This is a genomic window from Pedobacter gandavensis (assembly GCF_032677645.1).
Classification (GTDB): Bacteria; Bacteroidota; Bacteroidia; order Sphingobacteriales; family Sphingobacteriaceae; genus Pedobacter; species Pedobacter gandavensis_A.
The window spans coordinates 244391-269526 of sequence record NZ_JAVTSB010000006.1; the positions used below are offsets into that span (position 1 = coordinate 244391).

The 25136-nt window shown below is 41.4% G+C and carries 24 protein-coding genes; 10 read left to right on the forward strand and 14 right to left on the reverse strand.

What is annotated here, in order from left to right; genetic code table 11:
- Positions 1-49: 49 nt before the first annotated feature.
- From R2Q66_RS11970 to R2Q66_RS11980, 3 genes are all read right to left on the reverse strand, one after another.
- Positions 50-1321 (reverse strand): Hsp70 family protein, encoded by a 1272-nt coding sequence (locus tag R2Q66_RS11970; RefSeq protein ID WP_316749195.1) that lies wholly within the window; start codon positions 1319-1321, stop codon positions 50-52.
- Positions 1322-1422: 101 nt separating this feature from the next.
- Positions 1423-2514: a mannose-1-phosphate guanylyltransferase gene (locus tag R2Q66_RS11975; protein ID WP_316749197.1), complete on the reverse strand. Its 1092-nt coding sequence runs from the start codon at positions 2512-2514 to the stop codon at positions 1423-1425.
- Positions 2515-2529: 15 nt separating this feature from the next.
- A complete protein-coding gene (locus tag R2Q66_RS11980) occupies positions 2530-3495 on the reverse strand; it encodes a KpsF/GutQ family sugar-phosphate isomerase (protein ID WP_316749199.1) in 966 nt (321 codons plus the stop codon).
- Positions 3496-3584: 89 nt separating this feature from the next.
- On the opposite strand from R2Q66_RS11980, the gene recQ reads away from it, so the two are divergent.
- Both recQ and kdsA read left to right on the forward strand, forming a co-directional pair.
- Positions 3585-5774: a DNA helicase RecQ gene (gene recQ / locus R2Q66_RS11985; protein ID WP_316749201.1), complete on the forward strand. Its 2190-nt coding sequence runs from the start codon at positions 3585-3587 to the stop codon at positions 5772-5774.
- A 30-nt stretch (positions 5775-5804) separates the two neighbouring features.
- Positions 5805-6620 carry a 3-deoxy-8-phosphooctulonate synthase gene (kdsA, locus tag R2Q66_RS11990; protein ID WP_316749203.1) on the forward strand — a complete coding sequence of 272 codons (816 nt, stop codon included), beginning with the start codon at positions 5805-5807 and terminating at the stop codon, positions 6618-6620.
- Between the two features lie 36 nt (positions 6621-6656).
- Here the strand turns inward: kdsA and R2Q66_RS11995 are convergent, their stop codons facing one another.
- Positions 6657-8555, reverse strand: a complete 1899-nt coding sequence (locus R2Q66_RS11995; RefSeq protein ID WP_316749204.1) for an OmpA family protein — start codon at positions 8553-8555, stop codon at positions 6657-6659.
- A gap of 54 nt (positions 8556-8609) precedes the next feature.
- The gene (locus R2Q66_RS12000; RefSeq protein ID WP_316749206.1) at positions 8610-9233 is read right to left on the reverse strand and encodes a 7-carboxy-7-deazaguanine synthase QueE; all 624 of its coding nucleotides are present in this window, start codon (positions 9231-9233) and stop codon (positions 8610-8612) included.
- Between the two features lie 126 nt (positions 9234-9359).
- Between R2Q66_RS12000 and R2Q66_RS12005 the strand changes: the two genes are divergently transcribed.
- Positions 9360-9692, forward strand: a complete 333-nt coding sequence (locus R2Q66_RS12005; protein WP_316749208.1) for a Rieske (2Fe-2S) protein — start codon at positions 9360-9362, stop codon at positions 9690-9692.
- A gap of 40 nt (positions 9693-9732) precedes the next feature.
- Here the strand turns inward: R2Q66_RS12005 and R2Q66_RS12010 are convergent, their stop codons facing one another.
- The 6 genes from R2Q66_RS12010 to R2Q66_RS12035 all read right to left on the reverse strand — a co-directional run bounded on the left by R2Q66_RS12010 (position 9733) and on the right by R2Q66_RS12035 (position 16295).
- Positions 9733-10614 (reverse strand): bifunctional 5,10-methylenetetrahydrofolate dehydrogenase/5,10-methenyltetrahydrofolate cyclohydrolase, encoded by an 882-nt coding sequence (locus tag R2Q66_RS12010; protein ID WP_316749210.1) that lies wholly within the window; start codon positions 10612-10614, stop codon positions 9733-9735.
- A 22-nt stretch (positions 10615-10636) separates the two neighbouring features.
- Positions 10637-12424: a translation elongation factor 4 gene (lepA, locus tag R2Q66_RS12015; RefSeq protein ID WP_316749212.1), complete on the reverse strand. Its 1788-nt coding sequence runs from the start codon at positions 12422-12424 to the stop codon at positions 10637-10639.
- 79 nt (positions 12425-12503) lie between these two features.
- A complete protein-coding gene (locus R2Q66_RS12020) occupies positions 12504-13229 on the reverse strand; it encodes a copper homeostasis protein CutC (protein ID WP_316749214.1) in 726 nt (241 codons plus the stop codon).
- A gap of 28 nt (positions 13230-13257) precedes the next feature.
- The gene (locus tag R2Q66_RS12025; RefSeq protein ID WP_316749217.1) at positions 13258-14289 is read right to left on the reverse strand and encodes a N(4)-(beta-N-acetylglucosaminyl)-L-asparaginase; all 1032 of its coding nucleotides are present in this window, start codon (positions 14287-14289) and stop codon (positions 13258-13260) included.
- A 32-nt stretch (positions 14290-14321) separates the two neighbouring features.
- Complete coding sequence (locus tag R2Q66_RS12030) at positions 14322-15125, reverse strand: nitrilase family protein (protein ID WP_316749219.1); 804 nt, start codon at positions 15123-15125, stop codon at positions 14322-14324.
- 24 nt (positions 15126-15149) lie between these two features.
- The gene (locus R2Q66_RS12035) at positions 15150-16295 is read right to left on the reverse strand and encodes a methionine aminotransferase (RefSeq protein WP_316749221.1); all 1146 of its coding nucleotides are present in this window, start codon (positions 16293-16295) and stop codon (positions 15150-15152) included.
- A gap of 67 nt (positions 16296-16362) precedes the next feature.
- On the opposite strand from R2Q66_RS12035, the gene R2Q66_RS12040 reads away from it, so the two are divergent.
- Complete coding sequence (locus tag R2Q66_RS12040; RefSeq protein ID WP_316749223.1) at positions 16363-17130, forward strand: queuosine precursor transporter; 768 nt, start codon at positions 16363-16365, stop codon at positions 17128-17130.
- Between the two features lie 83 nt (positions 17131-17213).
- Here R2Q66_RS12040 and R2Q66_RS12045 read toward each other — a convergent pair whose 3' ends face one another.
- Positions 17214-17594, reverse strand: coding sequence for a GreA/GreB family elongation factor (locus R2Q66_RS12045; RefSeq protein WP_316749225.1), 381 nt, complete (start codon positions 17592-17594; stop codon positions 17214-17216).
- A gap of 221 nt (positions 17595-17815) precedes the next feature.
- Positions 17816-17965 (reverse strand): hypothetical protein, encoded by a 150-nt coding sequence (locus R2Q66_RS12050; RefSeq protein WP_316749227.1) that lies wholly within the window; start codon positions 17963-17965, stop codon positions 17816-17818.
- Between the two features lie 308 nt (positions 17966-18273).
- Here R2Q66_RS12050 and R2Q66_RS12055 point away from each other — a divergent pair, with 308 nt between their 5' ends.
- Positions 18274-18453 carry a histone H1 gene (locus tag R2Q66_RS12055; protein ID WP_316749230.1) on the forward strand — a complete coding sequence of 60 codons (180 nt, stop codon included), beginning with the start codon at positions 18274-18276 and terminating at the stop codon, positions 18451-18453.
- A gap of 63 nt (positions 18454-18516) precedes the next feature.
- A complete protein-coding gene (gene mgrA / locus R2Q66_RS12060; protein ID WP_316749232.1) occupies positions 18517-19509 on the forward strand; it encodes an L-glyceraldehyde 3-phosphate reductase in 993 nt (330 codons plus the stop codon).
- 80 nt (positions 19510-19589) lie between these two features.
- On the opposite strand, the gene R2Q66_RS12065 is transcribed toward mgrA, so the two are convergent.
- Complete coding sequence (locus tag R2Q66_RS12065) at positions 19590-20732, reverse strand: histidine decarboxylase (RefSeq protein ID WP_316749234.1); 1143 nt, start codon at positions 20730-20732, stop codon at positions 19590-19592.
- 157 nt (positions 20733-20889) lie between these two features.
- Between R2Q66_RS12065 and R2Q66_RS12070 the strand changes: the two genes are divergently transcribed.
- The 4 genes from R2Q66_RS12070 to pncB all read left to right on the forward strand — a co-directional run bounded on the left by R2Q66_RS12070 (position 20890) and on the right by pncB (position 25073).
- Positions 20890-21360, forward strand: a complete 471-nt coding sequence (locus R2Q66_RS12070; RefSeq protein WP_316749236.1) for an Lrp/AsnC family transcriptional regulator — start codon at positions 20890-20892, stop codon at positions 21358-21360.
- Between the two features lie 8 nt (positions 21361-21368).
- A complete protein-coding gene (locus R2Q66_RS12075) occupies positions 21369-22022 on the forward strand; it encodes a YceH family protein (RefSeq protein WP_316749238.1) in 654 nt (217 codons plus the stop codon).
- A gap of 101 nt (positions 22023-22123) precedes the next feature.
- Positions 22124-23863 carry a thiamine pyrophosphate-dependent enzyme gene (locus R2Q66_RS12080; RefSeq protein ID WP_316749240.1) on the forward strand — a complete coding sequence of 580 codons (1740 nt, stop codon included), beginning with the start codon at positions 22124-22126 and terminating at the stop codon, positions 23861-23863.
- 22 nt (positions 23864-23885) lie between these two features.
- The gene (pncB, locus tag R2Q66_RS12085; protein ID WP_410479424.1) at positions 23886-25073 is read left to right on the forward strand and encodes a nicotinate phosphoribosyltransferase; all 1188 of its coding nucleotides are present in this window, start codon (positions 23886-23888) and stop codon (positions 25071-25073) included.
- Positions 25074-25136: the final 63 nt, after the last annotated feature.

Below are 25136 nucleotides of genomic sequence, written 5' to 3' on the forward strand. Positions count from 1 at the left end.
TAAAATAACCGGATATTAAGGGAGCCTGTAATGAACAGGCTCCCTTTTTTTATGCTTCTTCGAATAAATATCCGCTATAAGCCAGTCCTTTGGCTACACTGATAAAGTTATCGCCTGAGTTGACAGGTACTTCCGGAAATCTGCTGTTGAACAAATCTTTTACCGCGGATACCATAGAGGTTCCACCAGTCAGGAATAAACTGTCGATCTCTGCCGGATTGATCTTGTTTTTCGTTAAAAATTCTTCCAGATACATGCTGATCTTTCTTAGATCCCTTTGGATAATCTTGTTGTATTGATCCAGGGTTACCTGCTGATCAATCTCGATTTCCATGTTGCTGTACACAAATGGGGCTTCTTCCTGTTTAGATAAGGCCACTTTCGTTTTCTCAATAGATTGAAACACGGAATAGCCCAGATTATGATCGGTCAGGGTGATCAGGTTTTTGAATTTCGGATCTTGTTTGGAGTAATGGTAATACGTCTGGATGTCGTTTCTTACTTTGATACCATTGAAGAAATTCATCTGCTCCCAGGAACAGATATTGCTGAAATAGGAGTTAGGGACGGTTAGCATTTTGCCTGGCGCAGCTTCATAAAGGATGTCTTTTCCAAAATGAGGGGTTCCCTGATCCCACATGAATGAGGAATCAAAACTATCTCCGCCAATATAAATACCACCGGTTGCTAAAATGTCGTTCTTACGGTCTTTGCTACCCACTTTTGCCGGGTCTAATTCCAGGTAGGTGAAGTCTGTTGTTCCACCGCCAAGATCGGCTACCAGTACTTTTTCCTTTTTGGTAATGGTTTGTTCGTAGGCAAAAGCCGCACCGATAGGTTCAAACTGAAAACGGATATTGGTAAATCCGGCACTTTCTGCTGCTTTGTTTAAGCGTTTCTGAGCCAGGGCATCTTTGGCACTGCTTTCATCATCAAAGAAAACCGGGCGGCCGATAATGGCTTTCTGACAGTCGTATCCGATGATTTTATCTGCTTTTTGTTTCAGGTCTTTTAGAATCAAGGTCACCAGGTCTGAAGCGTTGTATTTTTTACTGAATACACGGGTTTCAATGAAACTGGTTCTTGGCAGCACTCTTTTAACTGATTTCATGAAACGGCCTTTCATGCCATCATTGATATAGGCGTTTATTGCTTCTTCGCCAACATAATGAGTTAGTGAATCCGTTTCGGTTGCCTCATCTTTGAAATACAGGATAGAAGGAACGGTAATGGTAGCGATGATTTCTTGTTTTTCATCGTCATAGATGGATAGGGCAGAATTGGTAGTTCCAAAGTCAATTCCGTATAAGTACTTAGTCATTGTAATGATAAATTTGGAGGCAAAAAATGTTAAAAACAATACATCCGGAATTCAGCCTTAGCCAGAATCCGGATGTATCTTGTAAAAGGGTAAAGTCTTGACTAGATATATTTTGTGCCGAATTTTGATTTTACATCGGCAACAATCTGTTTAATGTTTTGTTCTTCTGTTCTCGGACAGATCATGAGGGTGTTGTTAGACTCCACCACAATATAGTCGTGAAGGCCCTGAAGGATCACCAGCTTGTCTTTCGGGACATTGACCATGCAGTTTGAGGAATCAAACATCATGACTTTTTCTGCCGGAATCACCGCGTTACCTACGTAATCATGCGCTGCAATTTCATAGATGGAAGCCCAGGTACCCAGGTCTGACCAGCCAAAATCAGCAGGAAGGACGTATACGTTATCCGCTTTCTCCATAATTCCAAAATCGATAGAGATATTGGTGCACTGCTGATAAGCGTCGCTAATGAAGCTGGCTTCTCTTTCGGTGTTGTAAACCGGATTGCCTTGCAGGAAGATGTCATGCATGTCCGGAAGGTGTCTGGCGAAGGCTTTAGTGATCGATTTCGCAGACCAGATGAAGATCCCTGCATTCCATAAGAAATCACCACTCTGAATAAATGATTTGGCAAGATCCAGGTTGGGTTTCTCCGTAAAGATTTTCACCTTGTGGATCTGATCGTCGGTAGGAAGGGTATTTTCTACATACTGGATATAGCCATAACCGGTATCAGGTCTGCTTGGTTTGATCCCTAAAGTAATCAGGCAGTCGTTTTCTGATGCTGCTTTTAAAGACTGCTCAATGGCAGCGATAAATGCATCCTGATTGGTAATGGTATGGTCTGAAGGGGCTACAACAATGGTTGCATTGGGATTCAGGTTAAGGATTTTCATGGAGCCATACGAAACGCAAGGCGCCGTGTTTCTCATGATCGGTTCGGCCAGGATCTGATTTGATGGAAGATCAGGAATCTGCTCTTTAACGATATCTGTATAGATCTCGTTGGTCACCACAAAGATGTTTTCTGGTGGACACACTTTTAAAAAACGTTCATAAGTGCTTTGAATCAGGGTTTTCCCGATACCGAAGAAGTCGATAAACTGCTTTGGAAATTCTGTTCTGCTGACAGGCCAGAATCTACTGCCAACGCCACCGGCCATTATTAACGCGTAATTATTTTTATTCATGCTAATTCGAAAGTATTAAATTATGCCTTCCTGAAGAAGGTCATGTAAATGAATCATCCCAAAGTACACTCCGCCATCGGTCACTAATAATTGAGTGATGTTATTCTCCTTAATCATTTCCAGTGCATTGATGGCTAAAAGATCTTTTTCAATTGTTTTAGGATGAGGATTCATGAGATCGCTTGCTTTAATGTCGGCTAAATTAGTATGTTTTTCTAACATTCTTCTGATATCTCCGTCAGTAATGACTCCTAAAATCGTATCCGCCTCAATAACAACCACTGCGCCTAAACGGTTTTGACTAATTTCAATAATGACATCTTTCACGGAAGCCGCTGGGTGGATGGATGGTTTCTGATTTTTCAGAGCGATATCGCCTGATTTTAAATAGAGTCGTTTTCCCAAAGCACCTCCGGGATGGAATCTGCCGAAATCTTCTTCATTGAAATTTCTTGCATTCAGCAGACAAATCGCCAGGGCATCACCCATAGCCAATTGCGCGGTAGTGCTGGTCGTAGGGGCCAGGTTATGCGGACAAGCTTCTTTTTCTACGGTGGTATTCAGGATCAGGTCTGCCTGTACGGCAAGATCAGAATTGAGTTGTCCAACCATGCCAATCATCAGGTTTCCGGATTGCTTTAGTAAAGGGGCAAGGACTTTGATCTCAGGCGTGTTCCCGCTTTTGGAAATACAGATCACAATGTCGTTTTTCTGGATCATTCCAAGGTCTCCATGAACCGCATCCGCGGCATGCATAAAGCTCGATGGGGTGCCTGTAGAATTGAAAGTTGCCACTATCTTTTGCGCAATAATGGCGCTTTTGCCAATTCCAGTGACTATAACACGTCCGTTACAATGCAGAATATGGTCGATAATCTGGCAAAAATCATCATTTATATGGTCAATCAGCCCCAAAATGGATTGTGATTCCAGTTGTAACGTGTTGACTGCGTCCTCGATAATAGCTTTTTTACTTTTCAAACAGAATTAATTAGTATATTGATGCTTTGAATTAGTGCAAAATTATGTTATTTTGAAGTAAATATAGCACTGAATATTTTATACGCGTAATGGATGTGAAAAAGTCGTTGTTTGATAACTTGCAAACCTTTTTTGGTTTTGATAATTTTAAAGGTGACCAGGAGTCTATCATCACCAATGTTCTCGAAGGAAAGAATACGTTTGTGATTATGCCTACAGGTGGAGGGAAGTCCATATGTTATCAGTTACCCGCGCTCATGAGCGAAGGTACTGCAATTGTTATATCGCCCCTGATTGCCCTGATGAAAAATCAGGTGGATCAGTTGAGGGCATTTGGTGGAAGCGACAGTATTGCACACTTTTTAAACTCTTCTTTAAATAAAGCGGAAATTACTCAGGTGAAAAGTGATCTGTTAAGCGGACAAACCAAATTGTTATATGTTGCTCCGGAATCTCTTTCGAAGCCAGATAACATTGAATTCTTAAAGTTGATCAAGATTTCTTTTGTAGCTGTTGATGAAGCCCACTGTATTTCGGAATGGGGACACGATTTTCGTCCTGAATACCGAAAAATCAGACAGGTGATCTGCGGACTAGGGGAGAATATCCCAATTATTGCTTTAACGGCTACGGCCACCCCGAAAGTACAACAGGATATCATTAAGAATCTCCAGATGTCTGATGCAACCTTGTTTAAATCTTCTTTTAACAGGCCAAACTTATTTTATGAGATCCGCCCGAAAAGAGATGTCATCAAGGAAATGATCAGGTACATCAAGTACAATACCGGGAAATCAGGAATCATTTACTGTCTGAGCCGTAAAAAGGTGGAAGAGGTGGCGGAAGCGCTAAATCTGAATGGCATCAAGGCTTTGCCTTATCATGCCGGTCTGGAGCCTAAAGTACGTGCAGATACACAAGATAAATTCCTGATGGAAGATGTAGAGGTTATTGTAGCGACCATCGCTTTTGGGATGGGTATCGACAAACCTGATGTACGTTTCGTGATCCACCATGACATACCTAAGAGTATGGAAGGCTATTATCAGGAAACTGGTAGAGCTGGAAGAGATGGCGGTGAAGGGGTATGTATTGCTTTTTATGCACAGAAAGATGTAGATAAGCTGGCGAAATTCATGAAGGATAAACCAGTGTCTGAGCGTGAAATCGGTACACAGATTCTGAAAGAAGTAATCGACTATGCCGAATCAGGCGTATGCCGCAGAAAGCAGATCCTGCATTATTTTGGAGAAAACTTCAATGAAACAGGCTGTAACTGTATGTGCGACAACTGTAAAAAGCCTAAGAAACTTTTTGAAGCGGAAGACAATCTATTGGTTTTACTGAAACTGATTCAACGTATCGGCGAGAAATTCGACGATGCACATATCCTGAATATCTTTACCGGATCGGAAACGGCTCAAACTATCGCTTACGAGCATGGTAAGATTCCTGAATTCGGTTTAGGAATGGTAGAAGGAGAAAATTACTGGAAGTCCTTAATCCGCCAGTCGGTATTAAACAACTTCCTTTCTAAAGATATTGACAATTATGGCCTTTTAAGGCTAACCAATAATGGTAGAGACTTTATCGAGAATCCATATAGCCTTAAATTTGTACTCAATGAGCCGATAGAAAGCGCGGCTGATGATGATGAGGATGATGTGAAACATGGATCGGGAACTTTAGATACCCAGTTGTTGCAACTGCTGAAAGACCTGAGAAAGAAAATCGCCAAGCAAAAGAATGTACCACCATTCGTCGTGTTCCAGGATCCTTCGCTGGAAGAAATGTGTACGCATTATCCAATTGCTATGGATGAGCTGAAACAGATCTCAGGTGTTGGAAATGGTAAGGCCATGAAGTTCGGTTCTCCATTTATTGAGCTGATTAAAAAATACGTGGACGATAATGATATTGAACGCCCGATTGACCTGATCATTAAAACTCAGGCCAATAAATCGCAGCTGAAAGTATCTATCATCCAAAATGTAGATAGACAGATTAGTCTGGAAGACATTGCTAAATCTAAAGGGATCACTTATTTTGATATCTTAAAAGAGATTGAAGCCATTGTAAATTCTGGTACTAAGCTAAATCTGAACTATTTTGTAGATGAATTGATTGATGAAGATCGTCAGGATGAAGTATTCGATTATTTCCAGTCTGCCGAAAACGATTCAATTGATGAAGCACTGAAAGAATTGGGGGAAGCAGATTATTCCCGTGAAGAGATTCAATTGATGCGCATCAAGTTCATGTCTGAATTAGGTAATTAACAGCCATTCGTAATTATTACAAACACAAAAATGATCAATTTTCCACTAGATAATTTAAAACACCAGGAATCAAATAATTTCTTTCTAATGGCAGGACCATGTGCCATTGAAGGGGAGGATATCGCTATGCGTATTGCAGAGAAGATTGTCACGATTACTGATAAGTTAGAGATTCCTTTTATTTTTAAAGGTTCCTACCGTAAAGCAAACCGCTCAAAAGGTGGTTCATTTACTGGAATCGGGGATGAGAAAGCTTTGAAGATTTTAGAAAAGATCGGTAAGACTTTCAATGTGCCTACAGTAACGGATATCCACGAAAGTGCAGAAGCTGCAATGGCTGCTGCTTATGTGGATGTATTGCAAATCCCTGCTTTTCTTTGTCGCCAAACCGATTTATTAATCGCTGCTGCGAAAACAGGTAAGGTGGTAAACGTTAAAAAAGGACAGTTTCTATCTGCGGGTTCTATGAAGTTCGCTGTAGAAAAGATTGTAGAGTCTGGAAATAACAGAGTGATGTTAACGGATCGTGGTAACACTTTCGGTTATCAGGATCTGATTGTTGATTATCGCGGATTACCGGAAATGCAAACCTTCGGTGTACCTGTAATCATGGATTGTACGCATTCGCTGCAACAGCCTAACCAAAGCTCTGGCGTAACCGGTGGTAAACCAGAACTGATTGAAACCATTGCTAAAGCAGCAATTGCTGTGGGAGCCGATGGTCTGTTTATTGAAACTCACCCTGATCCTGCTAATGCAAAATCAGATGGCGCAAATATGTTACACCTGGATTTACTGGAAGATTTGCTGGTAAAACTGGTAAGAATAAGAAAAGCGGTTATTTAACCGCTTTTCTTATTTACAGGAACCTTGTCAGGAGCATTATATCTTAGTAATCAGGAAGGATGTTCTTCTGTTCTGTTTACGTTTCTCTTCGGTATCATTACCAGCGATTGGTTTCGTTTCTCCATAACCTTTAAAGCTTAATCTGGAAGGATCTATTTGCTGTGCGATCAGTTCGTCATACACTGCTTTAGCACGATTCAACGACAGCTTTTCGTTCTGAAGGTCATTCCCTACATTATCAGTATGACCTTGAATCTCTATTGCTACCGTTTGGTTGTTCTTTAACAGTTCAATTAGGGTACTCAGCTCGGTAACCGATGCAGGTAGCAAGTGGTATTCATTGGTGGCAAAAAAGATGTTCTTTAACACCATATTGTTGCCGATTTTTAAGCGTTCCAGATTGATTTCCAGTAGAAAGGGCTGCGTTCTGCTGCCTACACCCAACTCATAGTTTTCTGAATAAAATAAGTAGCCATCTGCACTGGCATTGAAGGCATAATTGGCGCCTATTGGCATTACGGCAAGGAATTCGCCGTTTTCTTTATCCGTAAAGTCATTGTAAGCGGTATGTTTAGTAAGGAGGTTAACCACCTGCACTTTGGCATCCAGAAACTTACGACTCTCTTTATCGCGTACTACTCCTTTTACATAAGTAATCGGCATAGGCTGTTTATCAATAGGAAGTTTAAACTGATAAATGTCCATATCTCCGTAGCCATCTTTTAGGTTGGAAGAGAAAAAGGCTGTGCTGCCATTCGGACTAACGATTAAGCCAGTTTCTTCATTAAAGGTATTGATGGGGTAGCCCATGTTTAAAGGCGTACTCCAATGACCATTGTCTTGCATCCGACTGATGAAGATGTCTTTATTGCCCATTCCAGGCCATCCATCAGAAGAGAAGTATAAGGTTTTCCCATCTGCATGTAAGAAGGGGGTATTTTCGTCGTAAGGGGTGTTGATTTCCGGACCCAGATTAACCGGAGCAGACCATTCGCCTTCCCCGCTGAGGTTGGATTTCCAGATGTCGTAACCGCCAATTCCACCTGGTCTGTTACTTACAAAGTAAAGGGTATTGCCATCCGGACTAATGGCCGGCTGAGATTCCCAGTAAGCACTGTTTACCGGTGCACCAAGGTTAAAGGGTTCTCCCCAGTTACTTCCTTCTTTATGGCTCAGATAAATGTCGCAGCGGCCAAGGCCATTCGGACGGTTGCAACCCGTGAAAAACAGATATGATCCATCTGGTGAGATAGATTGTGCACCTTCATTAAACTGGGAGGTGTTGATTTTGGTACTCAGGGGAGTAGCAGTACTCCATTCCTTATTTACCTTTTTAGATAGGAAGAAATCTTCGTTTCCATCTATATTGCGACTAAAAATCAGGGTCTCGTTGTCGGCAGTAATGGCCGGGAAATAATCGCGGTAGGCGGTGTTAATTTGAGGTCCCAGATTAACTGGCTCATAGGGCTGCGGTGTTTTAATTGCTTCAATGGCAAACTCACAATCCTTCTGATATTTCTTTGCTCTGGCAAGAAAAGCAGGATCATTGCCGCTGTATTTACTGATAAATAAGTTGATGTGCTGTAAGGCATTGGGATAGTCGCCGCTAAAAAGCTCACATTCTGCCAGGCCGTAGTACATGCGTGGCTCAGGGTGTGCATTTAATTTAATCGCTCTGCGGTAATAGCTTGTGGCCTCTTCATAAGATTTGATTCTTCTGTTGAGTTCTGCCAGTTGGAGAATGGCATTCTGAAATGTAGGATCGGCCTTTACCGCTTCTTTTAAAGCCGAAATGGCCTCCGTGTAGTGGTTGTCATTTAAATGAACCTGCGCCTCCTCAAAGCTGATCATTGCTTTTCTGACCGTAGAAGTCTGGGCTTTAACGCCGGCAATAATCAGGAAATACAGAAAAAGCGCAACAGATATTCTTTTCAAAACGCTATTGTTAATGGTGTACAATTAAATATAGCGAAAAATCAGTATCCGCGCTTAAGGGATGTTTAAATATTTATGTGTTTGTAAAGAAATTTCCCATTTAGGATTTGCCATTACATAATCAATAATCAAAGGGGTAATTTCCTTAGACTTAGACCATTCTGGTTGTAGATACAATTTACAGGTATCAGAAACGGTAGCTGCATATTGCTCTGCCCATTCAAAATCACTCTTGTTAAATACAATGACTTTTAACTCATTGGCGAATGGCGTAATGTCTGGACGGGGTGCTTTAAATTTCTTTGGAGAAAGACAAATCCAATCCCAGGTACCTGAAAGGGGATAAGCTCCGGAAGTCTCAATAAAGGTCAGGATGTTTTTTTCCTTTAGTTTTTGAGTTAAATAATCCAGGTTATAGATCAATGGCTCACCACCGGTAATCACTACAGCTTTACCTGGAAAGGTCTCTGCTTTGGCTACAATATCATCTGCTGAAGTTAAAGGATGTAATTCTGCATCCCAGCTTTCTTTAACATCACACCAGTGGCAACCTACATCGCAGCCTCCTAAACGGATAAAATAAGCCGCTTTTCCTGTGTTAAATCCTTCACCCTGTATGGTGTAAAATTCTTCCATTAAAGGAAGTAATGTGCCGTCTGCTGGTATATTGTGTGCCATATATTATTCGGCAAAGGTAAATAAAATATTCACGGGAAATGGGATTATATGTATATTGAGCCGATTTATATGACCAATCTGTGAAAAAAGAAGATTCATTTTTAATCATTTATCTAATTACGGCCTATGCTAAAGTGGTATAAACTGGAAGGCAACTTCCCTGAGCAGGACTTTGTAGAACAGATTAAGGTGAATGGTAAGAAGCTATGCCTGGTGAGACATCAGGATCATGTTTTTGCGGTTCAGAATAGTTGTCCGCATGCCGGAGGAATACTGAGTGGCGGAACCTGTAAAAATGGATACCTGATTTGTCCGATACATCGCTGGGAGTATAACCTGCAAACGGGAAGAGGGGCTGAAGGACAAGGGGATTATATCGATACTTATCCGGTTGAAACAAGATCCGATGGGATCTATATCGGCTTCAAAGAAGGCTGGATAAAAAAGCTCTTTAGTTGAGATAACTAAAGAGCTTTTTATATAATGGGTTTATTACTGCTTAAGAATAGATTTCTTTCTTTGCGGAGGCTAATGTGTTCTTCAATAAGCCAACAATCGTCATCAGACCTACACCTCCGGGAACCGGAGTGATCCATGAAGCTTTAGGAGCTACGTTTTCAAAGTCCACATCACCATACAGTTTAAATCCTGATTTGGTTTCTGTAGAAGTTTCTCTGTTGATACCCACATCAATGATGATTGCACCGGGCTTCACCATATCCGCAGTTACAAAGTTCTTTTTACCGATTGCAGCAACAATAATATCAGCCTGTAAAGCCAGCTCTTTTAAGTTGGTGGTTTTACTGTGCGTTAAGGTTACCGTACAGTTTCCCGGATTGGCATTGCGGGCCATCAGGATACTCATCGGACTACCAACGATATTACTTCTGCCAACTACCACACAATGTTTGCCGGTAGTATCAATCTCGTAAGCCTGAAGCATCAACATGATGCCATAAGGAGTAGCAGGGATAAAACAAGGAAGGTTCCTCATCATACGTCCAAGGTTTACCGGATGAAATCCGTCTACATCTTTACGGTAATCAATCGTTTCAGTTACTTTTTCAGGATCGATGTGCTTAGGAAGGGGTAACTGAACAATTAGTCCATCTACGCCGGCATCCTGGTTGATTTCTTCAATCTTTTGCAGCAATTCTGCCTCTGTTACCGAATTGTCGTATCTGATCAGGGAAGATTGAAAACCTACCTTTTCACAGTTTTTCATTTTGCTGGCAACATAGGTTTCACTACCACCATCATTTCCCACCAATATTGCAACCAGGTGTGGTTTTCGGCCACTCTCTGCTAAAAAAGAGGCAGCTTCTGCTGCGATCTCCAGTTTTATTTTCTCTGATGCGAATTTTCCGTCAAGTAACTGCATGTAATTCTTATGTGGTTATTTATTAATCTAATTTAAGTACGGCCATGAAAGCGGATTGTGGAATTTCCACATTACCTACCTGACGCATACGTTTCTTTCCTGCTTTTTGTTTTTCAAGTAACTTACGTTTACGTGAAATATCACCACCATAACATTTAGCGGTTACGTCTTTACGTAAGGCACTTAGTGTTTCTCTGGCAATAACTTTGGCACCAATAGAAGCCTGGATTTTAATCTCGAACTGCTGACGAGGAATTAATTCTCTCAGTTTCTCACAGATTTTCTTTCCAAAATCATAAGCATTGCTACGGTGAATTAAGGAAGATAAAGCATCAACAGGTTCTTCATTCAATAGCATATCTAATCTTACCAGGTCCGATTTACGGTAACCAATCTGATGATAGTCGAAAGAAGCGTAACCTTTAGATATTGTTTTTAGCTTGTCATAGAAGTCGAAAACGATCTCTCCCATAGGCATTTCAAAAACAAGCTCTACACGGTCTGAAGTCAGGTAAGATTGATTTACAATAATTCCTCTTTTCTGAATACAAAGTGACATTACCGGACCAACAAAGTCAGCTTTAGTAATGATGTTTGCTTTAATATATGGTTCTTCAACTGCATCCAGTTTACTTGGATCTGGTAAGTCTGAAGGGTTATTTACAATAATTTCTTCACCCTTTGTTGTTCTTGCAATGTAAGATACGTTGGGTACCGTGGTGATCACAGTCATGTTGAACTCACGTTCTAAACGTTCCTGCACGATCTCCATGTGCAACATACCAAGGAATCCGCAACGGAAACCAAAGCCTAATGCCGCAGAACTTTCAGGTTCGAAAACGATAGAAGCATCATTCAACTGCAATTTGTGCATGGCTTCACGAAGTTCTTCAAACTCATCAGTGTCCACCGGGTAAATCCCTGCGAAAACCATTGGTTTAACCTCTTCGAAACCTTGAATAGACTCTAAAGAAGGTCTGTCGACAGTAGTAATCGTATCACCAACTTTAACTTCACGAGCTTCTTTAATACCAGAAATGATATAACCTACGTCACCGGTTTTAACTACCGCACGTGGCGACATATCCAGTTTAAGGATACCCACTTCGTCTGCTAAATATTGTTTACCAGTATTGATAAATTTAACTTTATCACCTTTTTTAATCTGACCGTTAACTACTTTATAGTAAGCTATAATCCCTCTGAAAGGATTGAAAACAGAATCAAAGATTAAGGCTTGTAAAGGTGCTTCAGGATCACCAAGTGGTGCTGGAACGCGGTCTACAATAGCCTGGATGATCGCAGGGATACCTAATCCGGTTTTACCTGAGGCAGGAATAATATCTTCACGTTTACAACCGATTAAATCAATAATCTGGTCACTTACTTCCTCAGGCATTGCACCTGGTAAGTCCATTTTATTTAAGATTGGAATGATTTCAAGATCATGCTCTAAAGCAAGGTATAAGTTTGAAATGGTTTGTGCCTGAATACCCTGAGATGCATCTACAATAAGTAAGGCACCTTCGCAAGCTGCGATGGAACGGGAAACTTCATAAGAAAAATCTACGTGTCCGGGTGTATCAATCAGGTTGAAATTGTATTCAATATCACCAACCTTATAATTCATCTGAATGGCGTGGCTTTTTATCGTGATCCCACGTTCACGTTCTAAATCCATATTATCCAATAGTTGAGCCTGAGCCTCACGTTGGGTAATGGTTCCAGTATATTCTAACAGACGGTCAGCTAGCGTGCTTTTCCCGTGATCAATATGTGCAATTATGCAAAAATTACGTATGTGCTTCATCAGTGGCGCAAATATAGGATTTTGAGTCGATTAATTTATCGGAAATTAATCATAGTAGTTTGTAATGACTTCAGCATTACTAAGCGTTGGCCAGTTGGATTAGGGTCTTAACGGTATTGGCATCGGTTTGGTCATAGCTGAATTCGTCTTCGCTGGTTCCCATACTTAGGTTTGGATTCCGGAATTGCATCTTGCTTTTTAGGGCATGTTTAGCTGAGGCATGGAATTCTGTTGCTCCGGTAATCCTGATGATTTCCGCAATATTATCCGCTTTAACACCTGCACCAGGCATGATGCTGATTCTTCCAGCCGCCTGTTTGATTAAGGCTTTGATTTTTTCTGCACCTGCTAAGGCCGATGCTGCGGCACCCGAGGTTAATACCCTTTCACACCCCAGTTCGATCAGGTCTTCTAAACCTTGTTCCAGGTCATTGCACATGTCGAAGGCACGGTGAAAGGTGATTTTCATCGGCCTTGCCAGTTCAATTAATTCGGCACAGCGAGCTTTATCTATGCTACCATCGGCCTTAAGGATGCCAATAACGACGCCATCGCAATTTAATGATTTACAGATTTTAACATCTTCTTTCATTAAGCGAAACTCCAGGTCGGAATATAAGAAATCTCCACCTCTGGGGCGGATGATCGGATACACTAAAATATGCAGTAATTCTTTTGCCAGCTTGAGCTGTGCATAACTCGGAGTAGTACCTCCTTCTGGTAAATTGTCGCAAAACTCTACCCTTACTGCGCCACCTTCCTGTGCTGCCAAAGCAGAAGAAAGGGAGTTGGCGCATACTTCCATTTGAATCATTTTATACGGTTATAGGGGATTAGTAATAGCTTTTTCCAGGGATCAGTAAATCGTCCTTACTTTGGTTACATACGGCATAACTAAAACCTTGCTGAATAGCATAAGCACCGTATTCTCCTTTTTTATTGAGTGCAAGGAAACCTACCTGGATGTTCTTAGCAATATCCGGTTTCTTCTTGATGATGCGCATGACTGCCTCTTTACAAGCTGCTTCAGGGGTGTATCCTTGTCTCATCAGTTCAACCACTAAAAAGCTACCCACATTACGGATTACTTCTTCGCCAACACCGGTAGAAGTGGCACCGCCAACCTCATTGTCTACAAATAAACCGGCACCAATAATTGGACTGTCACCAACACGTCCATATAGTTTATAGGCCATGCCGCTGGTGGTACAAGCGCCCGAAATGTTTCCTTTAGCATCTAAAGCAAGCATACCAATGGTATCGTGGTTATATTGATTGCCAGGTAATCTGGTTGGAGCAGCTTTATCGTAAAGCTTATTTTCGATATTCATGACCGGCGCATATTTTGCGGTTTTCAGCCATTCTTTCCATGCTTTCTCACTTGATTTAGTCAGCAGGTTTTCTTTTTTGAAACCGTTTTCTAAGGCAAATTGAAGTGCACCGTCACCCACAAGCATTACATGAGGTGTTTTTTCCATGACCATTCTGGCCACAGAAATAGGGTGCATAATGTGTTCTAAGCCAGCAACTGCACCGCAGTTACCTAAATCATCCATAATACAGGCATCCAGGGTTACATGACCATCTCTGTCCGGTAATCCGCCGTAGCCTACCGATTGGTTGTTTGGATCGGCCTCAGGCACGTGAACACCTTGTTCTACCGCGTCCAGGGCTCTTCCGCCTTTAGACAAAACCTTCCATGCAGCCTGATTGGCAGCAATACCGAAATCCCAGGTAGAGATCACGATTGGTTTTACAGGTTCAGTGGACAGGTTTGGGATCATTGCAGCGGCGCTGTTTCTATCAATAGCTAATAAGGAAGCCGAAAGCGCAGATGCTTTGATGAATTTTCTACGGTTAAACATTGTTGGTATAGGAGCTTAGATTTAGGGAGGAATTAAATAATTTCAAAGTTATCAGCGTCTTTTAAGAATGGGAAAGCCCTTCGGGTTTTTGCCAGTTCTTCATAGCCGATGCTGAATGTATAAAGATCTTCGTCTTCAGGTTTATAGTAAATAGTTTTACCCATCGGGTCGATACACTGGGAATGACCGCTATGGTATACTTCTTTGCCATCATGACCTACGCGGTTGGCGGCGATTACATAACTTTGATTCTCGATCGCACGTGCAGGAATCAGCGCATTCCAGTGAATGGCGCGCTTATCAGGCCAGCTGGCGATCAATAACAGGATGTCGTATTCTTCATTTTGGTTGCGTAACCAGACCGGGAAGCGGAGGTCGTAACAGATGGCGAGGCGGATTTTCCAGCCTTTTAATTCCACAATGACTTTATCCTTGCCCGGGGAGTAGTTTTTATCCTCCTCACCTAAACCGAACAAATGTCTTTTGTCGTAATGACTGTAGCCACCATCAGGAAGCATCCAGATCAATCTGTTATAATAATGGCCGTCTTCTTTGATGATCAGACTGCCGGTGACTACACACTCATATTTTTGTGCAATGTCATTCATCCACTGCATGGTTTTACCATTCATTTCCTCGGCTAATGCTTCAGTATTCATGCTAAAACCGGTATTGAACATCTCAGGAAGTACAATCAGGTCTGTTTTTTCTTTAACACCTGATGATAACCTTAAGGATAGATTTTGTAGGTTTTTGTCAATATTCTCCCAAAATAAATAGGCCTGGAAAATCGTGATTTTCAGGTTTTTAATACTTAGGTAATCTGGACTTTCCATTATTGTAATTTAAAGGGATGTAAATTATAATTTAACTAGTCTTTCAACGGCTTTTTCTAGTGTTTCTTGCTTTTTGGCAAAACAAAACCTTAAAACCTGGTGGTCTGTGTTCCTAATGTAGAAGGCGGAAACCGGAATGGAGGCAACTCCATATTCTTTGATTAACCTTTCGGCCATGGCGACATCTTTTTCATCGCTGAGGTGCTCATAGCTAACGCATTGGAAATAAGAACCATCGCAAGGTAATAATTTAAACTTGGTTTCAGCAAGGAGCCCGCGAAACAAATCTCGCTTCTGCTGGAAGAAAGCCGATAGGCCGAGGTAAGATTGCGGGTCTTTCAGGTAACGGGCAATGCCAACCTGCATTGGGGTATTCACACTGAATACGTTAAACTGATGTACTTTTCTAAACTCTTTCATCAGCTGTTCCGGCGCCAGGCAGTAGCCTAATTTCCAGCCGGTGGTATGCAGTAATTTACCAAAGGAAGCGACAATAAAGCTTCTCTCGCGGAGTTCCGGGTATAAAGCCACACTATGGTGCTGCTTGCCGTCGAAAATTAGATGTTCATAGACCTCATCACTTAAAATCATGATGTCCGTATTCTTTGTTAATTTGATGAGTGCCTGGATGTCTTTCTCCGACAAAACACAGCCCGTTGGGTTCTGTGGACTGTTTAAGATGATCATTTTGGTATTGGCTGAGAATAGTTTTTTTACCATTTCCCAGTCGATCTCATAATTTGGAGGCGCAAGCTCATAAGGTTTAACTAAGCCGCCCAGTAATTTAATTGTGGGCGCATAAGCATCATAAGCAGGTTCAAATATGATCACCTCATCTCCCTGATTGATATAAGCACTTAAAGCGGTAAATATCGCCTGAGTACCTCCCGCAGTGATATTAATCTCCGTTTCGGGGTTGTAATCTGCGCCGTAAAGCAGGTTCATCTTTTCCGCAATTACCTCCCGAAGGGCAGGTAAGCCGGTCATTGGGGCATATTGATTGAAGCCCTGACGCATCGCATCCGCTACATATTCGATGAGTTTCGGATCACAATCATAATCAGGGAATCCCTGAGAAAGATTAATGGCCTGATGTTCTTCCGCTAATTTGGACATGACCGAAAATATATTCGTTCCTGTGCCAGGTAGTTTTGATTGTGTAGCTATCATGTGGCAGCGAAAATAGAAATAATATTTATCCTCTTATATCAGATTTATTTAATAATTTCATCGTGCTATGACTTTTAAAACCAAAGAAAGTAGATTATTACTAATTCTAGGCTCCTTTTTCGTTGCCAATGCCATCCTCTCAGAATTTATAGGCGTAAAAATATTTACGGTAGAGGGGACCTTGGGTATCAAACCATTCGATATTAATTTACTGGGCGTTCCCAATCTATCTTATAATATGTCTGCCGGAGTATTGACCTGGCCGCTGATTTTTATCATGACAGATATTATCAATGAATATTTTGGGGTGAAGCAGGTGCGTTTTCTATCGGTATTGGCAGCGATCTTAATCTCTTATGCCTTTTTTATAGTGGGAGGGGCGATGAAGCTTTCTCCTTCTGATTTCTGGGTGAACCAAACCATTGAGGGGCAGCCGCTCAATATGAATGTGGCTTTTGCCGGAATATTCGGACAGGGGATGTGGATTATCGTGGGTTCTGTGATTGCTTTTCTGGTGGGCCAGATTGCCGATGTATTTATCTTTCATAAGATCAAAAAGGTAACCGGAGAACGGGCTTTATGGCTTCGTGCGACTGGTTCTACGCTGATTTCTCAGTTTATAGATAGTTTTGTAGTGATCTTTATTGCTTTTTACCTGAATCCACAATACCATTGGAGCTGGCAAATGGTTGCTGCCATCGGATTGGTGAACTACACCTATAAATTTGTGGTTGCGATTCTAATGACCCCGGCATTGTACCTGGTGCATTATATTATTGACCGGTACCTGGGAAAAGACCTTGCTCAGCGCATGATTAAAATGGCAGGGAGATAGGGGCGTAAAAAAACCGCAATCCTGGCTTTGTTTACTTTTCGCGTAAATAAGAGGAATGCGGTTTGATAGCCTGATAATGGCACTTAGGTTAACTTGTTAACTTCGAGAATTTTGAACTCCTGAATACCATCAGGCATCTCCCAGGTGATAATATCGCCTGTTCTATAGCCAAATAAAGCAATGCTGATTGGCGCAAAAACAGATACCTTTTGTACTTTAATGTTAGCTTCTTCTGGCATTACAATCTTAAAACTGAATTCTTTACCGGTTTTTGTGTTGGCAATTCTGGCTTCAGATTTAAGACATACTACGTCTCCCGGAAGGTCCTGATCTGCATATATGGTAGCTTCTTTGATTTCTTTTCTTAATTTTTCTTTATTATATGGGCTCATGTTGGATTTCTCCAAATGTTCTTTTAATAGTTTTAAATCGCTTTTTGAAAGTGATAATGTTTTTGTTTCCATGTTTTAAATGTCTTAATGTAATGATTGAATAGATTAACTTCTTATAAGGATACAGGGAGGCACAACTGAAAATTTACGATTTCCTAAGCTTACTTTAGGTAAGTCTTTAGTATAACAAAAGAAAAAAACAATGTACTGCTTTTTCTTAAATTATAAAATAACGAAATTCATCAGAAGAAAAATGCCCCTGAACCGAAGAGTAGAATGAAATGATTCGGGGCTTAAATAATAAAGTCTTTACTGGTCATTTGATAAGTAAAGCCAAAGGGATAGTTCTCCCTGAAAAACCTTTTGAACAGGCCATAGACTTGCAGCTGACTCTTGTTATAAGTCATTAGCGTATCCTGATAGCTGTCGGTTCTTTGTTTCATTATTGCTAATCTCGGTAGGTTTTTGATAATATCAAAGTAAAAGGACATTTATATTGGTATTCACCGGTTTAATTGACATTCGTGTTATCGTTCCTAAGGTTTTTGTGACCCGGATAGCGGAAACAGGAGGGGGCTGGAATGCCTTTCCGGCCTGTTAACAGGGATGCTGGAACAAAGAAATCGTCCTATATAAGAGCCAATAAGGGTAAATAAAGGGAGATTTAGCAGAAAAAACGCAATAGAATGGAAGTTATGTACGTTTATTTCTAAAATAATATATATTTGGCCAGAAATTAAAAAATTAAAACATGGAAAAATTTTCAAAAGTTAAAGAATTATTAGCTTCTATTGAAGCTGACGCTGAGAAGTTTTATAGTGCAGGTAACAGTGCAGCAGGAACAAGAGTACGTAAAGCTATGCAGGATTTAAAAGTTCTTGCTCAGGAAATCCGTACTGAAGTAACAGATAAAAAAAACAGCGATAAATAATATCGATTTATTCGAAGACAGTAGCCCTGTTAACAGGGCTACTGTTATTTAATTCCCCAGCTCATGCCTTATACTGCCGCCCCAAATAGATATACTCAAATGCAATACCGCAGATGCGGAAACAGTGGATTGAAGCTTCCGGCTATTTCCCTTGGTTTATGGCATAATTTCGGACATGTAGATCAACTGGAGAATTGCAGTAACATCTTAAAACTGGCCTTTGATAACGGCATCACTCATTTCGACCTTGCTAATAATTATGGTCCGCCTCCCGGATCAGCAGAAGAGAACTTCGGTCGCTTACTGAAAAGAGATTTTGAAAGTTACAGAGATGAGCTGATCATTTCTTCTAAGGCAGGATATACCATGTGGGATGGCCCATATGGAGATTGGGGTTCTAAAAAGTACCTGGTATCCAGTTTGGATCAGAGTCTGAAAAGAATGGGACTCGAATATGTAGATATCTTTTACCATCACCGTCCGGATCCGGAAACTCCGTTAGAAGAAACCATGGCTGCCTTAGACCTGATTGTACGTCAGGGAAAAGCATTGTATGTCGGGATTTCTAACTATCAGGCAGAAGAGGCTGCGGAAGCCATGAAAATCCTGCAACGTCTGGGTACACCTTGTCTGATTCATCAGCCAAAATATTCCATGTACGAACGTTGGATTGAAGGTGGCTTGTTAGATTTATTGGGGAATGAAGGTGTGGGATGTATTCCTTTTTCACCACTTGCCCAGGGCATGTTAACGGATAAGTATCTGAAAGGAATACCTTCAGATTCCCGCGCGGCAAAATCGCATGGGGCCTTACAACAGGAGCAGTTAACGCCAGGAAGAGTAAAACAGTTGAATGAACTGAATGTACTTGCGGAAAGCAGGGGACAAAAACTAGCTCAAATGGCCTTATCCTGGATCTTAAGGGATGATCGCATTACCTCAGTCCTGGTAGGTACCAGCAAACCTGAACAGCTTTCAGATTCATTAAAATGCCTGAACAACCTTACTTTTAGTACGGAAGAACTACAAAAGATTGATCAGATTTTAGCTTCTTAAAACTAATCATAAACCTTTCAATAAGCTTTATAAAGGAAGCTGTCTTAAATAGTATATTCAAGACAGCCGCATTCAAATGCTTATAGGCTAACTGCTGCGATCAATTCAAGCTCTGCTTTTAGATCCTGTACAAAATGATCAATACGCGCTTTCGTTACGCCAGGCATACAAATCACATGACTATTACCGTCTTCGGTAGCAATCTGCCATTTTTGTCGCAAAGCGATAGAAGGGGCAGGGAAAACCACGGTTAAGGCAGAAGGGTTGGTCCATGCCGGTACACCGATATCATTTAAACTTTTTACGGTATAAGCTGCGGTATCCAGGCATTCCAATGCACGTTGTTTCAATCCTTCTTTTCCCAGTTTTTTAAGAGCATACCAGATGAAAATAGGGCTGTGTCCGTTTCTGCTGCCGGTAATTGTGGTATCTACCGTACCTATATATGGAATTGCTTTTCCGATCCTGTCTTTATAATTTTTTTTGACCAATACCAATCCGCAAGGGATAGGAGAACCGATAAATTTATGTCCGCTGATGGCCATACTATCCGCTCCATGGTTAAAATCAAAACCAGGTTTTAAGTCTAACAAGGCGCTATACGTACCCGCTAAAGCGGCATCGCAATGGATATAATGGTTTTTAATGGCTTGCTTGCGAAGGATTTGCTGAATTTGCTGCAAATCATCTTTTGCTTCCATCATGGTTGTGCCAATGTTCGCCAGAATAATTACCGGTTGATCTCTGTGCATCCGTACCATGGCATCCAGATCTTCGTAATCCATTTCCCCGTTTTTCTGGGTTCTGATCACGATACTACGTAGATTAAGGAGTTGTATGTTCTTTTGAACACTATAGTGTGTGGCCTCTGAGTAGTAAACAATGCCGTTAGGATAGAGCTCGCGGGCTACATATAATCCGTATAAATTACCTTCTGAACCACCATTGGTTACATAACCCCACCAGTTATTTGCCGGTGCATTGAACAGTTCCGCGAAAAACTCCAGTACTTCCAACTCCAGGGAGCGGGAATTCAGGTCGTAGGTAGATTCTACCCATGGGTCACCCACATTGTTTAATGGCAGTTTTAACAGTGGATATAATTCCGAATAATCAAAATCCTGTGCAATAGGGTAACCGATGAAGTGCTTGGCGCGCTCTTCAGCTTGCTTCATATAGGAGCTTAAACGCTCGTTATCTTTGGTGTTTAACTGAGTCTTCATGAGGGATGGTTAAGGTGTTTAATTCTTCAAAATTAGATAAGTGCCATATAATTTCCTTTGATTATATCATATTCAATAAAAAATCCTGTATTGGTTAGTTGTAACAGTAAAAACCACCATATTTGTGTCTTGCTGGATCCTATTTCAGCAAAATGCTATGATGGAGAAATTAGATAAGCTCGATACCAGGATTTTAAATATCCTGCAAAAGGATGCTTCTTTAAGTACAAAAGATATTGCCGGAGAAATTGGCTTGAGTGTTTCCCCAACCCATGAACGTATCAAGCGATTGAAAGCGGAAGGGTATATTGAGAAATATGTGGCTTTGGTGAACAGGGAAAAGCTGGGAAAACACCTGTTGGTATTGTGTACGGTTACCTTAAAAGAGCAATCTATAGCGACTTTAAAGAACTTTGAGGAATCTGTAGTGCAGTTTAAGGAAGTCTTAGAAGTACTCTGTATTGCAGGCGGACAAGATTATCTGCTCAAGATTGTAGTGGATGATGTTGACGATTACCACACCTTTGTAGTGACCCATTTATCTTCAATTTCTAATATCTCTACTTTGAGCAGTAGTTTTGTGTTAAAAGAGATCAAAAGAGAAACGGCATTCCACCTTATTTTCTAACTTAGGGTATGGAATCTATACAAACTTTGCCCGAATTAAACGCAGAGGAGCTTCGTGTGCTAGGCGTTTTAATGGAGAAATCTAAAACCACCCCTGAATATTACCCCATGACCATCAACAGCCTTACTGCTGCCTGTAATCAGAAAACCTCCCGTAAGCCGGTGGTTCAGTATGATGAGCAGACGGTGGTGTTGGCTCTGGATACTCTCAAAAGAAAAGGACTGATCTCGACCGCCACCGGAGGCTCTAGTCGCAGTATAAAATACAAACATAATTTTGCCATTGTGTTTCCGGTAACCCCTCAGGAGGTTGCTATTCTTTGTTTATTGATGTTAAGAGGCCCTCAGACTCCTGGAGAATTGAATACTAATTCCGGCAGATTGTATGAGTTTGATTCTTTGGAAGAAGTACAATCGGTATTGGAACGTCTTACGGATGCGGAACCTCCTTATGTGATTCAATTACCGAGGAGGCCAGGCCAAAAAGAAATGCGTTATGCACATTTGCTTTGTGGTACACCAGATTTAAATGCGGAAGAATCCTTTGAGGAATCAGCACAGAAACCTTCCTCAGATTTAGAAAATCGTGTGGTAAAACTGGAAACCGAACTGGCAGAATTGAAAACGGCATTTGATCAGTTGATGAAAGAACTGACGGGTTAAAATCGAAAGCGGTTAAAACTATCAACAAGTCCTGGTGTTATCTTTTGATAACATCCATTTCCAGGTGATCTGCGATGTTATGGTCCTTAAAAAATCATACTATGTCTAAAAAAGTAGCAGAACAATTGGTAGATATGCTTGTTGAAGCAGGTATTAAGCGCGTATATGCCGTAACTGGCGACAGTTTAAATGAGTTAAATGATGCGGTAAGACGCAACGATAACATCCGCTGGATCCATGTGCGACATGAAGAAGTTGGCGCCTATGCTGCTGCCGCAGAGGCAGAATTGCATGGGCTTGCCTGTTGTGCCGGTAGTAGTGGCCCCGGTCATGTTCATTTGATCAATGGCCTTTATGATGCCCATCGCGCAGGTGCTGCTGTGTTGGCGATTGCCTCCACCTGTCCAACTACGGAATTCGGTTCCGGCTATTTTCAGGAAACCAATACCATCAAGCTTTTTGATGATTGCAGCCATTACAATCAAATTGCAACCACCCCGGCTCAATTGCCAAGGATGGCACAGGCTGCTTTGCAACACGCGTTCCATCACAAAGGGGTAGCGGTTCTCGGCTTACCAGGTGATGTGAGTAGCATGGATGCAGTTGATAATATGTCTGCTGATAAAACCTATTTTTCTAAAGCAACGATTTGTCCGGCAGAGGAAGAGCTCCTTGCACTTTCCCAGCTGATCAACCAACATAAAAAAATCGCCATATTCTGCGGAATTGGTGCTTCCGAAGCACATGATGAAGTGCTGAAACTGGCGGAAATTTTAAAAGCTCCGGTTGGTTATTCTTTCCGCGGGAAAATGGGCATACAATACGATAACCCTTATGAAGTAGGGATGACCGGACTTCTTGGGCTGCCATCTGCCTACCATAGCATGCACGAAAGTGACCTGATCATTCTGTTAGGCACAGATTTTCCTTACGTACCCTTTATTCCACAGGATAAGATTCTGGTGCAAATTGACAGTAAACCGGAACGATTGGGTAGGAGAGCAAAGCTCGAAATGGGACTGCATGGCGATATCAAAACCAGCTTGAAAGCATTAATACCCTTATTAGATCCGAATACCGATGGTAGCTTTTTAGATGTACAGCTGAAAGTATATGAAAAAGTAAAAGAGCATTTAAATACTTATGTGAAAGATAAAGGTGAAAAGGATGCCATACACCCCGAAGCTGTTGCTTTTGAAATCAATAAGCTGGCCACACAAGATGCTATTTTTACCGTAGATACCGGAATGTGCTGTGTTTGGGGCTCCAGATATATTGAGGCTACCGGAAAAAGGAGTATGTTGGGTTCTTTTAACCATGGCTCTATGGCCAATGCGATGCCACATGCGATTGGGGCTGCCTTATCTAGTCCAGACCGACAAGTAGTTGCGATGTGTGGAGATGGCGGAATTTCTATGTTATTAGGGGATTTAGCGACGATTAAACAATATAACCTACCCATTAAGGTGATTGTATTTAACAACCGCTCTCTGGGGATGGTGAAATTAGAGATGGAAGTTGCGGGCCTTCCGGACTCCGAAACAGATATGCTGAATCCCGATTTTGCCATGGTTGCCACAGCAATGGGGATTAAAGGAATGACTATCGATGACCCGGATTTGTTGGAAGAAGGAATGAAAGCTGCATTTCTGTACGATGGCCCGATATTGGTGAATGTGATGACTGATCCTAATGCCATGGCGATGCCTCCAAAAATTGAGTTTAAAATGATGAAAGGAATGGCGCTTACCATGACTAAGCTGATGTTGGGCGGAAAATTCGACGAAGTACTGGATACCGTAAAATCCAATTACAAACATTTGAAAAGTATCATAGATTAAAGCTTAAATTTGTAGACAATTTATGATGCAAATACATCCAACTACCGCCCTTACTTCTATCCTTGACAATGATTTTTATAAAATCACCATGCAACAAGGGGTCATTCGCTTGTTTCCTTCCGCAAAAGCCAGGTATAAGTTTATTAATCGCGGAAAACATTCTTTTCCCGAAGGATTTGCCAAAGCTTTAAGAGCTGCGGTAGATCAAATGGCTTTGCTAAAACTGACTAAAGAGGAAAAGCATTTTCTCCAGGTGACCTGTCCGTATCTTGATCCGGTGTACCTGGATTTCCTGGAAGGCTACCGTTATCAGCCGGAGGAAGTACAGATCGAACAAGTGGGAGATCAGCTGGAAGTGCATGTGGAAGGCTTGTGGTACCGGACAATTTTGTGGGAAGTACCTTTAATGTCTCTGATTTGCGAATTGTATTATGTGATGAATGGCTCACATAGAATCAGCAATGAGGACGTGATGAAACTGACCGCAGAGAAAATAGAAAAGTATAAAGCACTTGGGGTAACCGTAGCCGAATTTGGTACGCGAAGAAGGTATTCTTATCAGGTGCACCGTTCGGTTTTACAAGCTTTAAATCAATATGGTGCAGGTTCATTTATTGGAACCAGCAATGTACACATGGCCATGATGTATCAGACTAAACCCATCGGTACGCATGCTCATGAATGGTTTATGTTTCATGCAGCCAAATATGGATTTAAGATGGCTAACGCTATGGGATTAGAACACTGGGTCAATGTATATCGTGGAGATTTAGGAATTGCATTGTCTGATACTTATACTACAGAGGTGTTTTTTAGTCAGTTCGACAAGATGTTTTCTAAACTATTTGACGGGGTAAGACACGATAGCGGGGATCCGGTTTTGTTTGCAGATAAAGTGATCAGACATTACCAAAGCATGGGAATTGATCCAAAATCTAAGACCATTATATTTTCTGATGGACTTAACTATGATAAAGTAGAAAGAATCGCAGCGCATTGCCAGGGGAAAATCGGAATGTCATTTGGAATAGGGACCAACTTAACCAATGATGCCGGACCAGACCCGATGAACATTGTGATCAAAATGACTGCTGCACAGCCTAAAGACGGGGAGTGGACCGAAGTGGTGAAACTATCCGATGAGCATGGCAAATATACCGGCACAGAACGAATGATAAATCTGGCCAAAACGATATTACAGATCGATTAATCGAATATTTTAGCCTTTGAAAAAAAAAGCGCGCTACAATTAATTTTGCAGCGCGCTTTTTAT

Bases quoted from the DNA above. Each gene is read 5' to 3' on its own strand.
- R2Q66_RS11970 (WP_316749195.1), bottom strand. From the start codon at position 1,321: ATGACTAAGTACTTATACGGAATTGACTTTGGAACTACCAATTCTGCC.
- R2Q66_RS11975 (WP_316749197.1), bottom strand. From the start codon at position 2,514: ATGAATAAAAATAATTACGCGTTAATAATGGCCGGTGGCGTTGGCAGT.
- recQ (WP_316749201.1), top strand. From the start codon at position 3,585: ATGGATGTGAAAAAGTCGTTGTTTGATAACTTGCAAACCTTTTTTGGT.
- kdsA (WP_316749203.1), top strand. From the start codon at position 5,805: ATGATCAATTTTCCACTAGATAATTTAAAACACCAGGAATCAAATAAT.
- R2Q66_RS12000 (WP_316749206.1), bottom strand. From the start codon at position 9,233: ATGGCACACAATATACCAGCAGACGGCACATTACTTCCTTTAATGGAA.
- R2Q66_RS12005 (WP_316749208.1), top strand. From the start codon at position 9,360: ATGCTAAAGTGGTATAAACTGGAAGGCAACTTCCCTGAGCAGGACTTT.
- R2Q66_RS12010 (WP_316749210.1), bottom strand. From the start codon at position 10,614: ATGCAGTTACTTGACGGAAAATTCGCATCAGAGAAAATAAAACTGGAG.
- lepA (WP_316749212.1), bottom strand. From the start codon at position 12,424: ATGAAGCACATACGTAATTTTTGCATAATTGCACATATTGATCACGGG.
- R2Q66_RS12020 (WP_316749214.1), bottom strand. From the start codon at position 13,229: ATGGAAGTATGCGCCAACTCCCTTTCTTCTGCTTTGGCAGCACAGGAA.
- R2Q66_RS12025 (WP_316749217.1), bottom strand. From the start codon at position 14,289: ATGTTTAACCGTAGAAAATTCATCAAAGCATCTGCGCTTTCGGCTTCC.
- R2Q66_RS12030 (WP_316749219.1), bottom strand. From the start codon at position 15,125: ATGGAAAGTCCAGATTACCTAAGTATTAAAAACCTGAAAATCACGATT.
- R2Q66_RS12035 (WP_316749221.1), bottom strand. From the start codon at position 16,295: ATGATAGCTACACAATCAAAACTACCTGGCACAGGAACGAATATATTT.
- R2Q66_RS12040 (WP_316749223.1), top strand. From the start codon at position 16,363: ATGACTTTTAAAACCAAAGAAAGTAGATTATTACTAATTCTAGGCTCC.
- R2Q66_RS12045 (WP_316749225.1), bottom strand. From the start codon at position 17,594: ATGGAAACAAAAACATTATCACTTTCAAAAAGCGATTTAAAACTATTA.
- R2Q66_RS12050 (WP_316749227.1), bottom strand. From the start codon at position 17,965: ATGAAACAAAGAACCGACAGCTATCAGGATACGCTAATGACTTATAAC.
- R2Q66_RS12055 (WP_316749230.1), top strand. From the start codon at position 18,274: ATGGAAAAATTTTCAAAAGTTAAAGAATTATTAGCTTCTATTGAAGCT.
- mgrA (WP_316749232.1), top strand. From the start codon at position 18,517: ATGCCTTATACTGCCGCCCCAAATAGATATACTCAAATGCAATACCGC.
- R2Q66_RS12065 (WP_316749234.1), bottom strand. From the start codon at position 20,732: ATGAAGACTCAGTTAAACACCAAAGATAACGAGCGTTTAAGCTCCTAT.
- R2Q66_RS12070 (WP_316749236.1), top strand. From the start codon at position 20,890: ATGATGGAGAAATTAGATAAGCTCGATACCAGGATTTTAAATATCCTG.
- R2Q66_RS12075 (WP_316749238.1), top strand. From the start codon at position 21,369: ATGGAATCTATACAAACTTTGCCCGAATTAAACGCAGAGGAGCTTCGT.
- R2Q66_RS12080 (WP_316749240.1), top strand. From the start codon at position 22,124: ATGTCTAAAAAAGTAGCAGAACAATTGGTAGATATGCTTGTTGAAGCA.
- pncB (WP_410479424.1), top strand. From the start codon at position 23,886: ATGATGCAAATACATCCAACTACCGCCCTTACTTCTATCCTTGACAAT.